The organism is Acinetobacter sp. IK23 (assembly GCF_035615275.1).
GTDB lineage: Bacteria > Pseudomonadota > Gammaproteobacteria > Pseudomonadales > Moraxellaceae > Acinetobacter > Acinetobacter seifertii.
Genome location: NZ_JANBNX010000003.1, coordinates 162,810 through 179,326, shown reverse-complemented (window position 1 = coordinate 179,326; position 16,517 = coordinate 162,810). Strand labels below are relative to the sequence as shown.

Here is a 16,517-nt window from a genome sequence, read left to right as displayed (position 1 = left end):
ATTATGCTGTTTTAACTAAAAAACTCTGTAGAATGGAGATGCTTTTAAACGATAACAAACAACATCAACAAGATAAGCATGATTGGATATAACCAGAAAAGAAAGAAAGGGAAATGTAGAAAGCAAGCTTTCCTGAAAGGGCTAATGCTTTTAAGTTCACTACATGTACCTGTCGTGATATACGCTGCTAAACCAAGTGAGCAATATCACACCTTGAAAGATAACTTGTCACAACTTTTTGTCCCGAAAAGTAGTGATGATTTTAAAGTAGCCAAGATGCAAGAGCTTAGTAATTTTAAGCTAGATCGTTCTATTGTGCAGGAATTTCCAACTGTTCAACTTAATGACAATTCGGCTTCATCTTTTAACGCCTTGCCCTCTAAAAAACTGACACTGCAAGATGCAGTAAAAATTGCGATTCAGCGTAGTCCGGATATTTCACAATCTATTGCAACTTTAGCAGGTCAAAATTCAGGTGTTGACGTTGCTAAAGCTGGTTACTATCCTCAGCTTGCCGGAGGCGTCTCAACTGGTGACTTGACCACTGGAGAACGAGGAAGGCAGTTACTCACTTTAACTGCCACTCAAATGCTTTTTGATTTTGGTAAAATCAAATCAGGTGTAAGCGTTGAACAAGCTAAAGTTCAGGTGGAACAAGCAAACGTTCTGGTCAGCGTAGATACCCTTGCGCTTGATGTTGCGCAGACTATCGTCAATATTCAGCGTTATCTGCAACTTAATAAAATTGCTGAGCAGCAAATTGCAGGTATTCAAAGAATTCAAGATATTGCTAACCTGCGTGCAAATGCGGGTGTCGCGAGTCAAGCTGACCCAATTCAGGCACAGTCATACTTACAAGCTGCACAGTCAACTTTAATTGCCCAACAATCATTGTTACGTCAGTATCAACAGCATTTAAGAACATTATTGGGTGCTGATGTTACTCGTACAGGTTGGATTATTTCTGATGATTTAGTGAAGCAATCTGACCTATATGGTGAGCCTGAGTTTAATACTATTCCTAAAATGATTGCCGCACAGGCAAGTGTTGAGGTTGCCAAAGCGCAAAAAGAACAAACCCGTTTAACTCGCTATCCGACCTTAGCTGTGAAAGGCTCAGTTAGTCAGGCCATTAATGGTAAAAATCCAAATAACGATAAAGATAACGGTTTATATAGCTCAGTCATGCTAGAAGCAACGAGTCAGTTTTATCAAGGTGGGGCAACCGCTTCACAGGTAAAAATGGCAAGTTACGCTGAAGAAGCTGCGAAAGCTAAAGTAAATTCAGTATATATGGATGTGCTGGATCAAATTCGAACCAGTCGCGAACAGATTGAGAATAAACAGCGTCAAATGCAGGTTTTGGTAAGTCGCCAAGCAACCACGGTTCGTACACGTGAACTTTACCAAGAACAATACAAGCTTGGTACTCGTTCACTGGTCGATTTATTAAATGCCGAACAAGCCATTCACAGTGCCAACTCAGAACTCGAATCAGCACGCTATGACATTTATAACAGCATTGTTCAGTACATTGAAGCAACAGGACGTTCCCGCCAAGCCTACGGCTTAAATAATATTTCAATTCAGGGGTTCGAAGTACAACCATGATGACAAAAATAAATTACCAGCCTTGGTTACAGGCGGTCTTAACTATTGCCAAACATTACCGTATAGAACCGTCAGAAGAAAGAATTCGCTTACAACTTGATTGGAACCAAAACCAGAATCTTGATGACATCTTGCAGTTAATGACGCGTCAGGTCGGTTTAAATCTTCGTAAGGCACCATTCTCGTTAGACTTATTAAACCCATGGCGTTTACCAGTTATGGTGGAGTTTAATGATGGACAAGTCGGGGTTATCGATAAGGCAGATACGCAAGGAAATGTCAGTATTCAGTTCAGTGGAGATCAAGGTCTTTCTCAGAACTTATCTTTAGAAGCACTGAAAACGACACTTAAAAATGTCTATATCTTGCGCCCTGAAATGTCTATTCCAGATGCGCGTATTGATGAATATATCAAGCCATACGAAGCAAACTGGTTCTGGTCAATTGTTTTAAGAGACTGGAAGCGTTACATCGATATTATGTTTGCCTCTTTAATTGCCAATATTTTGGCACTGGCAACCATTATTTTCTCAATGCAGGTCTATGACCGTGTTGTACCATCACAGTCGATTCCGACCTTGTGGGTTTTGGCAGGTGGTGTACTGATTGCAGCTCTTTTTGAGTTTACCTTACGAGTTTCAAGGGTTTACTTATCCGATATTATCGGTAAACGTGCTGACTTACGTGTTTCGGATCGTGTGTTTGGCCACGCCCTAAGAATTAAAAATAAGGAACGTTCAAAATCTACAGGTAGTTTTATTTCCCAGATTCGTGAACTTGAAGGTGTTCGTGAACTGGTGACGTCAACCACCATTAGTGCAATTGCAGATTTTCCATTCTTTTTCTTATTCATTACTATTTTTGCCATTATTGGTGGCAAATTATTTTGGGTAATGTTGCTTGTTGTTCCTCTCATGATTTTGCCGGGTATTTTGGTACAGAAGAAGCTGGCACAACTGGCACAAGAGGGTATGAGAGAATCTTCAATCCGTAACGCAATTCTTGTTGAAGCTGTGCAAGGTATTGAAGACATTAAACTATTACGCGCTGAGTCACGTTTCCAAAACCAGTGGAACCACATGAACGAGGTTTCAGCCGATATTGGTATGAAACAGCGTAAAATTGTGGGTACCTTGATGGCTTGGACCCAAATGATTCAAGGTCTAACCTATGCCATTGTGGTTTTAGTTGGCTGTTTTGCCGTGATGGATGGTGAAATGACCACAGGTGCGTTAGTGGCATGTTCAATTTTATCTTCACGTATGCTGGGGCCGATTGCCCAAATTACAGGGGTATTAGGACGTTTACAGCAAGCGAAAGTTGCCAAACAAAGTTTAGATGAACTCATGCAACGTTCGATCGATCAGGCTGATCGCTCTCATTTAGTACATAAGGCTGTCTTAAACGGAAATTATGAATTAAAAAATTTATTGTTCCAATACACTGACGATGACACAAAACCAAGTATTGCGATTCGCCATTTGCAGATCCGTGCGGGTGAAAAAATTGCAATCTTAGGTCGTAATGGTGCAGGTAAGTCGACCTTGCTTCAACTTTTATCTGGTATGCAGGTTCCAGTTCAAGGCGCTGTGCATTTAGATGGTCTAGATCTTTCTTTAATTGACCCATCTGATGTGCGTCGTGATATGGGCTTACTTAACCAGAGTGCTCATTTATTTTACGGTACGATTCGTGAAAATCTAACCTTAGGCGCACCGCTTGCAACGGATGAAGACATCCTTCGTGCATTGGTTGTGACAGGGGCACTTCCTTTTGTTCAAGAGAAAAAAGAAGGACTTGATCACCTCATTTTAGAAGGTGGCGTTGGTTTCTCTGGTGGTCAAAGACAAGCCTTATTGCTTGCACGTTTATTAATCCGTCAACCTAATATTCTCTTACTTGATGAACCAACAGCAGCGATTGATGATGTGGCAGAGAAGCAACTGATTGATCACCTTAAAGGGTGGTTGGCACATCGAACATTGGTTGTGGCAACACACCGTCGCGCTGTTTTAGAACTGGTCGATCGTATTATTGTCGTGAATGAGGGCAAGATCGTGATGGATGGACCAAGAGATCAAGTACTTAATCAATCATTAGCCCAACAAAAACAAGTAAGCCAAGGGGGATAATTCATGAGCGAACCACAACAAGAACTCACCCGTTCAATGAATGTATCTTATACTGAACCACCATTACCACGTGCCAGTTTAGTGATTTGGATTGTAGGTATTGGACTCATTAGTTTGTTTGTTTGTTTGGGCATGGTTTTTTCAGTTAGAAGAAGTGTCAACAGGTACAGGTAAAGTGATTCCATCATCTAAAGAACAGGTGATTCAATCATTAGAAGGCGGTATTTTAACTAAACTGAATGTGCAAGAAGGCGACATTGTTCAAAAAGGTGAAATTCTTGCTCAATTAGACCCAACGCGTTTTGCGTCAAATGTGGGTGAGTCTAGATCTTTATTAATTGCAGCTCAGGCCACATCAGCGCGTTTACGTGCAGAAGTGAATGGCACACCGTTAGTCTTCCCTGAAATCGTTGCAAAAGACCCTAAACTTGTTCATGAAGAAACAGCGTTGTATGAATCTCGTAGAGCTGATCTTGAACAGACATTGTCAGGTTTAAGACAAGCTTTGAAATTGGTTCAGCAAGAGCTGGCAATGACAGAGCCGCTAGTTGCGAAAGGCGCAGCGAGTGAAGTTGAGGTTTTACGTTTACGTCGTGAAGCAAATGATTTGCAAAATAAAATGAACGATGCACGTAACCAGTATTATGTGAAGGCTCGTGAAGAGTTATCTAAAGCCAATACAGATAGCCAAACTCAACAACAAATCGTACTAGGACGTAGTGACAGTTTAGATCGTGCTGTATTTAGAGCGCCTGTACGAGGTGTTGTAAAAGAAATTACTGTGACAACGCATGGTGGTGTTATCCCGCAAAATGGTAAGTTAATGACAATTGTTCCAATTGATGAACAATTGCTTATTGAAGCGCGTATTTTGCCACGTGACATTGCATTTATTCGTCCGGGTCAAGAAGCTTTGGTGAAGATCACAGCTTATGACTATTCAATTTATGGCGGTTTAAAAGGTAAAGTTACAGTTATTTCTCCAGACACGATTCGTGATGAAGTTAAACAAGATCAGTTCTACTATCGTGTTTATATCCGCACTGATACAGATAAGCTCTACAACAAACAAGGTAAAGCTTTTGGTATTACACCGGGTATGGTGGCAACTGTAGATATTCGTACTGGTGAGAAAACTGTAATGGATTACTTGTTGAAACCGTTTAATAAAGCGAAAGAAGCATTACGAGAAAGATAATAGTAAAAGCCCCGAAATTCGGGGCTTTTTTATGGGTTTGCTTCTATTAAATTCACGCTATAATTTGATTTTTATTATGCTTTATTTATTTTATGGCTTTTACGATTGCGTCACTTGTTACATTTGAAGAAGAAATTAAAAAAAGTAGATTTCAGGCGATTGCTGCGCCAGTAGAAAATGAGCAACAAGTAAAAGAATTTTTAGAACTCAATAAAGATATATCGACCACACATCAATGTTGGGCGTGGAAAATTGGACATAACGTCCGCTTTAATGATGATGGCGAGCCATCTGGTACGGCAGGGCGGCCAATCTTGGCGACTATTGAAGGTAACGACTTAACTAACATCATCGTGATGGTGAACCGCTGGTATGGTGGCATAAAACTTGGAACTGGTGGTTTAGTACGGGCTTATGGTGGTTGTGCAGGGCAATCCTTATTGTTAGCTGAACGAATTGAACTCATTGCAAAGAAAACCATTCACTTTTCTTGTCATTTTAATGAATGGGCTATTTTTCAATATGAACTTTCACAACATCAAATAGAATACCAAGAAACTTATACCGCAACAGGTGTAGATATTGAAGCTAGACTACAAGTCCACCAAATTGAACCACTTGCTTTGAAACTTCGCGACGTTACGCGTGGCCGTGAAGAATTAAAAGTTGAGGAGGAATTAACTGATGACTGACTCCTTACTCAAGTACCGTGAGCAACATAAACACCGTTTAAATTATATGCCGTGGTTATATTGGACACTAAAACCTAAAAACCGTGCATGGGCTGAAGAGTGGCAAAAAGAATATCAGGCTTATTTAATGGACATGGAGACAGTCGAGATTGGTGAGAACTGTTTTATTTCACCTTTAGCTCATATTTTTGCCGAGCCTGGTCGAAAAATTAAGATTGGTGATAATTGCTTTATTGCAGCCGACTGTAGTTTGCATGGACCGCTTGAGATTGGTAACGAAGTCGCAATTAACCATCATTGTATTTTAGATGGTGGGCGAGCTGGCATCAAATTACATGACCAAGTTCGTATAGCTGCTTATTGCCATCTCTATGCATTTGATCATGGTATGCAATTAGACCGTCCACTTTACCAACAGCCTGTCACTTCTAAAGGAATTGAAATTGAGCAAGATGTTTGGTTAGGTGCACATGTAGGAATAAAAGACGGTATTAAAATTGGAAAACATGCTGTTATTGGTATGAATAGTATGGTGACTAAGGATGTCGAACCCTATCATATTGTGGGGGGAAACCCAGCGAAATTTATTCGCTTAAGAGAGTAATACAGTCTTAAGAGTGTAATAAAATGTTTGATCTTTAAACAAAAAAGTGGATTTTAATACATAAACCTTAACATACAGATTTTTATCTATGTTAAGTTAAAGCTAAGTTATAGAAAAATCTCCAAGGCAAATAGACCTGAAGAAGAGAGGCAAACAATGAACCGTGTTATTGCGTGTATTGACTCATCACCTTGTATTAATGCTATTGCAGATGCAGCAGCGTGGGTTGCAAAAGCAACTGGACGAGAGCTTGTATTATTACAAATTCTAGATTACTACCCAGCAAGTTATCACCTTGGTGAGATTAGTGGGGTAATCGGCTTTGAAAGCAATGCGATGTTGCTTAAAGAGTTAGCTGAATTAGAGCAAAAACAAAGTGAACTCGCTTTAGATTACAGCAATAATTTACTCAGACATATTTCTGACTTAATTAAAGAAAAACACGGCATTACATGCTCAAAAATTCAAGAAAAGGGTGATTTTTTAGAGCAAAGCTTTAATCTCCTCGATGAAAATGACATTGTTATTTTAGGTCGAGTTGGCGAAAGAGCAGCTGAAAAGCACAAACCTATTGGTAGTAATGTTGAAAATTTCATTCGCGGCGCGAATTGTACAGTGTTGACCATTGGTGAAAACTTTAAAGTGCCAACACGTTTTATTTTCGCCTATGAATATTCACCAACATGTCAAAAGATGATGCGCCGTATTGCCCAAAGTGATCTATTACGGACTTTACAATGCCATTTAGTGTATGTGGGTGATCATCCTGAAATATTAAATGAACCTGAGCACTATCTTAAACAAGCTGGTCTAGAGGTTGTCACCGTTTACCGATATGGTGATGTAGCTCAGAATATTCTTGAATATCAACAAGAGCATGGTATTCAAATTATTGTGCTTGGTGCATTTAGTCATAGCAAGATTCATCAGTTCTTCTTGGGCAGTATCGCAACCACTATATTCCGAAATGCAACTGTGCCTTTACTTGTGGCTAAATGATGAGATTTGCATATAGTTATCCGCAAATGTTGTGGATAACTATATGGAAAAGCGAGAGTAATAAAAGTAATCTATTGATTATAAATAATAAAATAAAAAAGATGATTTTTTGATCATTATTTCACAATCGCTATAGCGAAACCATCATGACCTTTTGAGCCAACCGTTTGTAAAGCTGTGCAAGACAGAATTTGCGGATGATTTTCGAGGGCTTTAAAAGTTTCGCGAATACCTTCAATACTCGGTTTTTTGTTTTCAGGATTTAAAATATCGCCACCACGGATGACATTGTCTAGCACAATAATTGTGCCTGATTTTGAAAACTTTAAGCTGAGTTCCAAATATTCAGGATAACCCTGTTTATCGGCATCAATAAATATAAAATCGAAAGGTTGAATTGACTGTGGGTCAATTGCTGAAAGAATATCGGCAGCACGGCCTGCTTTTAGCTCAACTTTTACAGGAAGATTCGCATGGTCGATATTTTTTTGAGCCATTTCTGCATGAGTATCACGGCCTTCAATAGTCAGTAAATAACCATCTTCAGGTAGGGCACGTCCTAGCCAAATGGTACTGTAGGCTGCAAAAGTTCCAATTTCTAAAACACGCTTGCAATTATTCATCTGAATAAGCATTTGCAAGAACATCCCTTGGTTTGGAGCAACTGCAAGATGATTTGAAAAGCCATGTTCGTCGGTATTTTTTAATGCAAAGTCGAGTCGAGGATCTTCTGGAATTAAATGTGAGTCGATATATTCGTCAATGTCTGTCCACAACTGCTGCATAGTCAAATTTACCTGTATGTTGATAGGCGTATTTTAAACGTTTATGACTAGAGTGCAAAAATCTTCGGATTAAGAAATTTTGGTTGATTATGGAATGTACAAATTCGTAATTAATTTCAGTGTTTTTCTTACTAGGTTATATAAATGAGAACAACAAAAACCCCCTTAAACTGAAGCGCGCAAGGGGATTTATATTTTAGAAATTACACATTGAAGTATTACGGGTTAAGTCAGGCCCCCAAGTACGATAGCCTTGAGTATCAATATGGATTTGTCCTGAACTATATAAACCAATACCTAGGTTTAAACTTTGGCCATGTTGAGCCCAGAACTGACACAATTTAAACTTTGTATTTTCAATAAATGCGTAGTCTTGTGGCTGTGGAATTTCTGGTCCAATACGAAAATCGATGGCTGAGTTAAACAAATGCTTAGACGAACTTGCACCACCAGCACACTGATTTAAAGGTAAATCACGATACACCGAGGTTACTTCAAAGTCAGTTAGAACTTTTGCCGCAATTAAATATTTAAAGACACGTAAGGTCGATAAAGAATTATTCCAAAGTTCGCGGTTTGGTACAGCATATTCCGAGCTGCCGCACTTTTGCCAATCACGCGCTGATCTTAATAATTCAAAGCTTGGTACGATGCCTGCAACATTGTTACGCGCTAGAAATTTTTCATATTCTCGTACACGCTCATAATGATCGCCAGTATTTAACCAGGCACGATAAGAAGCAGGCTCAACTTTAGGTGGAATAGGACGTTCGATAATAACGCGCTCTTGAGGAATAAAAATGCGTTTACCGTTTGGAGAGGTTTTGCCTGTTGTTGTGTGTTGGGGAGAGCTGACGCAACCTACCATAATCGCTGGGATTATGCATAAGGGCAACATACTCTGCAAAAACTTCCGCATAAGAAAAATCAAAAGCTTAATAAATATTGCGCTTATTTTAATGCAAAACAGTGCACAAATTACGAGGAATTTGCAATGAAATGTTTGAATAGGGTATAAAAAAGATCAGCAGTTGCTGATCTTTTTTGAAATTATTTTTCTAGATACTGTAACTTATCTGGTTTGCCGTTCCATTCTTCACGGTCAGCAGGTTGGTCACCAATTTGTGTAATGTTAGGCCACTTTTGAGAAAGATCTGCATTTAATTCAATAAATACTTCCTGACCTTCTGGTAACTCATCTTCAGAGAAAATTGCATTTGCAGGGCATTCTGGTTCACACAATGCACAGTCAATACATTCATCCGGATTAATCACTAGGAAATTCGGACCTTCGTAAAAACAGTCTACAGGACAAACTTCTACGCAATCTTGGTATTTACATTTAATACAATTTTCAGTGACAACAAAGGTCATGGCGACAGCTACCTAAAAAATATGGTTTCATTTCGAATAGCTTATTTTAGGCAAAAAAGGGGTAAACAAACAATTGCTTTTATTGATATTGTTTATTTATACATATGAAGATAAGTTAATACATTGATATTTAAAACAATGTTGTGAGCTTGAGAATAGCCAAATTGTAAAATTAAGATAATAATATGTTTTAAAAAACAACAGTTTGAATAAATTTTTGCATATAGTTGCAAATGTCATTTAGGTCAAGGTATCTATTTGATTAGATACCTTAAACACAACTTTTAGTTTTAAATTTTGCTTTTATACCGAACTGATACCCAAAAAAACTTTAAATATTGAGATTTAAAGTAGGCAAAGCAAATGAATATCTTCTGGTTCAAGCTCCCATAAGTGCTGATCTGGATGTCCTAATACTACTGCGCCATGCTTGATATAAAAGTCGACAGTACGTTTACTCGGTGTAGCTGAAATATAAAGTTGCAGCGCGCCCAGTTGCTTAGCTGACTCTTTGGCTGTCTGCATGAGTTTTGTACCAACACCTTGACCTTGCTGGTCTGCATCGACATAAAAGTATTGCAGTAATTTTGCATCTGGATAATCAGCAATGTGTTGATTCGACACGACACTAATGCCAACTAATTTTTCAGATGTATTAAAAGCACCTACAAATGAAGCACCTTGTTGATAGAGTTCTTTTAACTTCGGTGGGTCATTTTCTAAATGATATGCATCCCAGTTTTCAACATCGTAAAAACAATCTGTTAATTCGAGTTGTTCTTGTTTTTGTATATAGAGTTGGGTAATGAGTTCACGTCGACTAATGTGTTGCCAAATTAAATCGATCTCTGTGTATTGTAGTGGCCTTAAGAAAATAGAAATTTTATTCTCCTTAAAGTAAGAGCAAACATGCCCATAGACATGTTTGCTCAATCAATGATTATGATTTAAGTGCAGCTTTTAGTTCATAAAGTTGTTCAAGTGCTTGGCGAGGTGTCAAGTTATCGACTTCAATTTGCTTAAGCAAATCTAGGGCAGGTGAAGGCACTTCAATTTCAATCACTTTCTCTATGACTTGCGTACTTGATTTAGCATTTGTATCTAAAGTTGCAAACAAATCATCTTGAACACTAGTTTGTAAGTGTTGCTGTTGTTGCTTTTCTAAAATGCGTAAACGTTTTTGAGCTTCTTTAATGACATTGGCAGGAATACCAGCTAATTTCGCAACTTGTAAACCATGACTTTGACTTGCAGGGCCTTGTTGAACTTTGTGCAATAAAATCAGGTTGCCGTTAAGCTCTTGCGCCGTCACATGATAGTTATCGATACCTGCTTCACTACCTAACTCAGTCAATTCGAAATAGTGCGTGGCAAATAGACATAAGCATTTTACGCGCTTGGTTAAATCAACCACACAGGCCCATGCCAAAGAAAGTCCATCGTAGGTACTGGTACCACGGCCAACTTCATCCATTAACACCAAAGACTGATTGGTTGCATGGTGCAAGATTTGTGAAGTTTCAGTCATCTCGACCATAAATGTTGATTTACCTGTCGACAAATCATCGGCTGAACCAATACGTGTGAAAATACGGTCAATTGGGCCAAGCTTGGCAGCTCGTGCAGGAACATAACTACCGCAGTAAGCAAGTAAACTGATTAATGCAGTTTGACGCATAAAAGTAGATTTACCGCCCATGTTTGGACCAGTAATAATTGCCATGCGGTGCTGAGCATCAAGGAAAGTATCATTTGGTGTAAATGGTGCTTTGTTTAATGCTTCAACAACAGGATGACGACCACCTTGAATCTTAATACCGGTTTCTGGGGTAAATTCAGGACGCGCCCAATTGTTTAAACGTGCTTGATAAGCAAAGTTTGCAATTACATCAATGTGCGCAATTGCCGAACTCATCATTTGTAGGTGAGCAATATTTTCACGGAGGTTTTCAAGTAAAGCTTCAAATAATGCTTTTTCACGCGCTAATGCACGAGATTCACTTGATAAAACTTTATCTTCAAAGCTTTTTAGCTCAGGTGTGATGTAACGCTCGGCATTCTTTAAAGTTTGACGGCGAATATAGTCGGCAGGGGCTTGTTCAGCTTGAGCACGCGTAAGCTCAATGTAGTAGCCGCTTACACGGTTATAGCCGATTTTTAAGGTGTTAATGCCCGTGCGTTCACGCTCTTTTATTTCTAAATCAATCAGGAATTGACCTGCATGATCACGAATTTTACGCAGTTCATCGAGTTCCGCATCATATCCTTCTGCAATTACATTGCCATCACGAAGTAATACAGGTGGGTTTTCAACAATGGCTGCCATCAAGTGTTGATGAAGCGATTTAAAGTCACCAAGCTCTTGATCGAGTTGAATTAATAACTTGGATTTTTTTGATTGAATAACAGGCGTTAAAGCATTTCTTAAAAATGGAATTTGTGCGCAAGCATGACGAAGCTGAACTAAATCGCGTGGTCGAGCACTACCAAGCGCAACACGGCTAAGAACACGTTCGATATCGCCAATTTCTTTAAGCACTAAACGAACTGGAGTTTCGTGATAGCCTTGAATGAGTTGTTCAATTGCATCTAAGCGGGCATCGAGTAACGCCGTATCACGAACAGGTTGCATGAGTGTACGGCTGAGTAAACGGCCACCCATTGCAGTTTGGCAGTCATTTACCAGTTGGAATAATGACGTACCATGTTCAAACAAAGGTTCAATAATTTCTAAATTACGGCGCGTAATTGGGTCAAGCGCAATAAAGTCTGTGCTTTGTTCCAATAAAATTGAACGAATATGCGGTAACGCCGTTTTCTGAGTTTCTTTAGCGTAGTGAATCAGAGCTGCCGCGGCAGCCTTAGCTAACGGTAATGTGTCGAGTCCAAAACCAGAAAGCGTCGATACAGAGAACTGATCACATAAGGTTTTTTGTGCATTATTTAAATTGAAATCTACATTTGGACGCTTGGTTACAGGGCAATCTAAATGCTTTTTAATTTGTTCAATAATATTCGGGTCAACCAGATCTTCATCAATCAAAATTTCACTTGGCATGAGGCGTGCAAGTTCAATTGGAAGTTGTTCAGGTTTGTAGTCTTGTTGCTGAACTTTAAAAATACCTGCGCTTAAGTCGAGCAAAGCAAAACCAATTTGATTTTGATGAATACATAACGCAACAAGGTTGGATGACTGATAGCTTGTGAGTAGTGCGTCGTCGGTTAATGTACCAGGTGTAAGAATACGAACAACTTTACGCTCAACAGGGCCTTTACCAGTAACTTCACCCACTTGTTCGCAAATGGCTACTGTGCGACCTGCTTTGACAAGGCGAGCAAGATAACCTTCGGCTGAATGGTAAGGAACACCCGCCATTGGAATTGGGTTGCCGTTTGCTTTACCGCGATGGGTTAGGGTAATTCCTAAAAGTTTGGCTGCTAAGTGTGCGTCTTCAAAGAAAAGTTCATAAAAGTCGCCCATACGATAAAACAGCAACGCATGTTGATAATCTTTTTTGACCTTGAGATATTGCTGCATCATTGGAGTGTGGTTAGAGAGATCGGCCATGATTTCAGCGCTATTCATGCGTAATAAACCCTTAAAAAAGTAATAATATTTTACGGTTGGTCATCTAACCAATTCTAATAACTTCTGTGTGAATTGGACTTAATCTAAGAAAAAAAGTATACCTTTTCATGTACCTTTTTTATGTCAAAATTGAGTCAACAGTGTGTAAGAGCTTAACTTAATTTCTTACGGTTGCCATCTTAACAAATTGAGACTGATTCGCAAAAAGGATTCCTAAAATGAGCGAGGAAATAAGCAACAAAAAGAAAGCGATCTTTGGGAGAACATCCTGTTTTGCGATAATCTAAAAAGAGATCACTTATGAAAATTAAATCCATACTAGTGGCTTTATTAACTTTACCTTTAGTCAGTTGTTTCATTGGGAGTAGTAGTAATATTTTCAAAAATGATCTGTTCAAATTAACAGGATAGATTTTAGAGTGAATTTATGTGATATTTTTAAAATCAATTATTTGCATTTGCAATAAACTAGGGCAATCGTATAAAAATATAAGAAATTGAATTATTCAACAGCTTAATGGTTGTGAGTAAAAAATTCTTCTGTTCCTAATTCAAATGACGACTTAACATGGAAAACTCCAATATACTTTCACAAATAAAATCATTAGAAATTGAAATTCATGGCTTGACGACATTTGAAGGTCGTCAAAGGTTGGACACTTTACTTCATGATGAATTTGTAGAAATAGGAAAATCTGGTTTGATTTATAGAAAATCAGATGTGTTGAATAATTTAGAGACAAAGAAAACTACCAACAAAATACTTTCATGGGATTTTGAAATAAGATTTCCAGAGCCCAAGATTGTTTTAATGATTTATGCCTCGTGCAATTTATTGGCTGACGGCACTCGTGAAAAATATGCATTAAGATCATCAATATGGAAATGCTGCGAGGGAAGCTGGCAAATGTTTTTCCACCAAGGAACACCAACTGAAAACAAAAAAACAGTCAAATGACTCGTTTTTTTTATTGCACCATTATCAATCTTTAGCTGCTTTAAATGATATAGAGGGAATGTTTTGGGACTCATTCAAAGAGTACGTGATTGAAGCGAACAAATCTCTAGTATTAGATGCTTTAGCAGAATTAAGCTGACCCACAAAGATGATGGGAAGGAGAACATCATTGCCCCAATTTCTGCTGTATGAAATCGATAAGCGCTCTTGTTTTAGCGGGTAAATAACGGCGATCTGAATAAAGTGCAAACAATTGCAGTGGCGCTACTGCTTGTTCAAACTCAATCTCGATCAGGCGACCGTCACTAATATAAGGTTGGCAAGCTTGTTTTGATAAAATTGCAAACCCGATCCCTGCTACAGCAGCTTGGCCCGCCATTTCTCCGCTGTTTACCCGATAGTGTCCTTTAACCTTGATGGTCTCGAACACACCCTTTTTATTAACAAATTGCCAAGGAGCACCTTTGAGCGCACTGACTGTTGTAATACACGGTAATTCTTCAAATTGCTGGATATGAGTAGGGGTGCCATAACGCTGAATGAGAGAAGGGGCTGCTACAATGGTGCAAGGGATAGTCACCAGATGACGAGCGATGTAGTCACTGTTATCCATTTGACCGCGGCTAATAATAATAGCTAAATCCAGATCATCTCGCAGAGACTCAAAACCCGACAAATTTGTGACACAGCTTATTTCTAGTTCGGGATACTGACAGGCAAATTCTGCAATAACAGAACCTAGCAATGCAGGGCCTATTTCAGTGGGAATACAGATTCGTAAAGGACCTTTGAGCTGCATTTGCCGCAACGTTAACTCTGTCTCCGTTTGCTCAAGCGCTTCGAGTAATGGCTTTGCTCTGGTATAGAGTAGCTGCCCCGCCTGAGTGACTTTCATATGTCGGGTGCTGCGCTCAATGAGCTGAAGATCGAGTTTTTCTTCTAACTGAGAAATACAGCGACTCACGTTTGATGTTGGCATTTCAAGGAGTTTCGATGCTCCAACAAAACTTTCTTTTTCGACCACAGCAACGAACACTTTCAGGGTATTAAAATCCAGAGCCGGACGCATCAATTGTCCCATATTTGATAATAATAAATGCAATTTTTACCATATAATCAATACTATTGATAGTAGTTAAACTCGGACATCTTTTATCTATAGGTTACTGCGATGTCCCTAGCCAAACAGACGTTTAATCATAAAGCCCTCATGTGGATAGCCACTGTCATTGCTTTCGTCCAGTTCACCAATGCACTGGAATATATGGTGTTCAATCCTGTTTTTGTTTTTATGGCGACAGATTTCGCAGTGCCAGTATCATTCTCAGGTTATGTTTCAGGGATGTATACGCTTGGCGCCGTTCTTTCAGGAATTATTGCTTTTTACTGGATTGATCATTTCAATAAAAAGCAGTTTTTAATTATCAATATGGCGCTGTTAGGCCTACTAACACTTTTAACTACCTGCACATCTAGTTTTAGTCTTTTACTTGCACTTCGATTTTGTGCAGGGTTGGTTGGTGGTACCACCATGGGAGTGGGTATCAGTATATTAATAAACAACGCACCGCCGCACTTACGCGGAAAGATGTTAGCAACAGTGATTGCGTCATTTTCAATAGTAAGTATTGTAGGAATGCCCACCATATTATTTCTATGCACTCACTATGGTTGGCATGTGGCTTTGTGGCTCATAAGTGCATTGTGTGTGTTGGCATTGCCACTTATTGTATCGTTTATACCCAAAGACCAAGTCTCTTTAGATACGTTTCGTGCGCTGCCTTTAGATGTGGATACTCTACTGTTCGCTTCTGCTAATGCGCTCGTACAGTTTAGTCCTATGCTGATTATTCCTATTTTGGCACCCTTAATGATTCAGGAGTTGGGTGCTTCGCAAGACCTACTCCCTTGGCTATTTTTTAGCGGGGGAGTGATGGGCTATTTATCTACAAAAATTACAGGGGCGTTAACCTCCCGTTTTTCTGCTTTAATATTGGCTACAGCTTCGACTCTAGTCTTTATACTCAGTTTGCTTATACCAATGCTAGGCTATGAGCATGCAGCGTTATTTATTAGTTTATTTCTCGGTGCATCTTATAGTCGTTTGGTGTCATCTTCAGTGGTTACGATGCAGTTTCCTAACGACCGACAACGAGCTGGATTTTCTTCATTACAGACATCCATCATGTATTTGCTGACAACGGTTGCTTTTTTCTTATCTGCCTTTTTATTACCTGCTCATGGCATGACGCCACAAAGTGTAAATACGTTACTGGCGGTATGCGCAATTTCCGCAGCAGGGTTCCCAATATTGATTATTATTTTGCAAAAGAAGCTAGCTAAACGTGTGCCCATAAGCTAATTCTAAAGTCACTATTTTTCCGTACATTAAAATAGTGACGACTAAATCTATAACGTGTAAATAGTATTGAAACCGTAGCATTTTGGGGAAGAAAAGCTTCTTTTTATAAACCCCACTTTAACAATAACTCAGGCATTATTTATCCTTACTTTTTAATGATCTATTTTAAAACAAATGTCATTTTGTATGCTTGACTGCAATAAACTTGGGCAC

General features: G+C 39.0%; 13 protein-coding genes and 1 pseudogene. 8 read left to right on the top strand and 6 right to left on the bottom strand.

Translation table 11 applies throughout. From position 1 onward, the window contains the following. Nucleotides 1-144 precede the first annotated feature (144 nt). The 6 genes and pseudogenes from MSG95_RS04005 to MSG95_RS03980 all read left to right on the top strand — a co-directional run bounded on the left by MSG95_RS04005 (nt 145) and on the right by MSG95_RS03980 (nt 7,236). Complete coding sequence (locus MSG95_RS04005) at nt 145-1,611, top strand: TolC family protein (RefSeq protein ID WP_039250636.1); 1,467 nt, start codon at nt 145-147, stop codon at nt 1,609-1,611. Further along, nucleotides 1,608-3,743, top strand: coding sequence for a type I secretion system permease/ATPase (locus tag MSG95_RS04000; protein ID WP_151819510.1), 2,136 nt, complete (start codon nt 1,608-1,610; stop codon nt 3,741-3,743). Before MSG95_RS04005 ends, MSG95_RS04000 begins: the two co-directional genes overlap by 4 nt. A 3-nt stretch (nt 3,744-3,746) precedes the next feature. Beyond that, nucleotides 3,747-4,941 (top strand): annotated as a pseudogene (locus MSG95_RS03995) (HlyD family efflux transporter periplasmic adaptor subunit). A gap of 92 nt (nt 4,942-5,033) precedes the next feature. Further along, nucleotides 5,034-5,633, top strand: a complete 600-nt coding sequence (locus MSG95_RS03990; protein WP_077164542.1) for an IMPACT family protein — start codon at nt 5,034-5,036, stop codon at nt 5,631-5,633. Beyond that, a complete protein-coding gene (locus MSG95_RS03985) occupies nt 5,626-6,237 on the top strand; it encodes a DapH/DapD/GlmU-related protein (RefSeq protein ID WP_077164541.1) in 612 nt (203 codons plus the stop codon). The genes MSG95_RS03990 and MSG95_RS03985 overlap by 8 nt, the downstream gene beginning before the upstream one ends. A 156-nt stretch (nt 6,238-6,393) precedes the next feature. After that, the gene (locus tag MSG95_RS03980; RefSeq protein ID WP_004702641.1) at nt 6,394-7,236 is read left to right on the top strand and encodes a universal stress protein; all 843 of its coding nucleotides are present in this window, start codon (nt 6,394-6,396) and stop codon (nt 7,234-7,236) included. A 116-nt stretch (nt 7,237-7,352) separates the two neighbouring features. Here the strand turns inward: MSG95_RS03980 and MSG95_RS03975 are convergent, their stop codons facing one another. The 5 genes from MSG95_RS03975 to mutS all read right to left on the bottom strand — a co-directional run bounded on the left by MSG95_RS03975 (nt 7,353) and on the right by mutS (nt 12,981). Further along, nucleotides 7,353-8,021: an O-methyltransferase gene (locus tag MSG95_RS03975; RefSeq protein WP_004702639.1), complete on the bottom strand. Its 669-nt coding sequence runs from the start codon at nt 8,019-8,021 to the stop codon at nt 7,353-7,355. Between the two features lie 196 nt (nt 8,022-8,217). Beyond that, nucleotides 8,218-8,940 (bottom strand): D-Ala-D-Ala carboxypeptidase family metallohydrolase, encoded by a 723-nt coding sequence (locus tag MSG95_RS03970; protein WP_174742285.1) that lies wholly within the window; start codon nt 8,938-8,940, stop codon nt 8,218-8,220. Between the two features lie 131 nt (nt 8,941-9,071). Then, on the bottom strand, nt 9,072-9,395 hold the full coding sequence (fdxA, locus tag MSG95_RS03965) for a ferredoxin FdxA (protein WP_003650851.1): 324 nt from the start codon (nt 9,393-9,395) through the stop codon (nt 9,072-9,074). Between the two features lie 345 nt (nt 9,396-9,740). Continuing rightward, a complete protein-coding gene (locus tag MSG95_RS03960; RefSeq protein ID WP_077164576.1) occupies nt 9,741-10,271 on the bottom strand; it encodes a GNAT family N-acetyltransferase in 531 nt (176 codons plus the stop codon). A 64-nt stretch (nt 10,272-10,335) separates the two neighbouring features. Beyond that, nucleotides 10,336-12,981: a DNA mismatch repair protein MutS gene (gene mutS, locus MSG95_RS03955; protein ID WP_077164540.1), complete on the bottom strand. Its 2,646-nt coding sequence runs from the start codon at nt 12,979-12,981 to the stop codon at nt 10,336-10,338. Between the two features lie 571 nt (nt 12,982-13,552). Between mutS and MSG95_RS03950 the strand changes: the two genes are divergently transcribed. Beyond that, nucleotides 13,553-13,942: a DUF4440 domain-containing protein gene (locus tag MSG95_RS03950; RefSeq protein WP_077164539.1), complete on the top strand. Its 390-nt coding sequence runs from the start codon at nt 13,553-13,555 to the stop codon at nt 13,940-13,942. Nucleotides 13,943-14,108: 166 nt separating this feature from the next. On the opposite strand, the gene MSG95_RS03945 is transcribed toward MSG95_RS03950, so the two are convergent. After that, a complete protein-coding gene (locus MSG95_RS03945) occupies nt 14,109-15,011 on the bottom strand; it encodes a LysR family transcriptional regulator (protein WP_077164538.1) in 903 nt (300 codons plus the stop codon). Nucleotides 15,012-15,113: 102 nt separating this feature from the next. Here MSG95_RS03945 and MSG95_RS03940 point away from each other — a divergent pair, with 102 nt between their 5' ends. Next, on the top strand, nt 15,114-16,304 hold the full coding sequence (locus MSG95_RS03940) for an MFS transporter (RefSeq protein ID WP_077164537.1): 1,191 nt from the start codon (nt 15,114-15,116) through the stop codon (nt 16,302-16,304). Nucleotides 16,305-16,517: the final 213 nt, after the last annotated feature.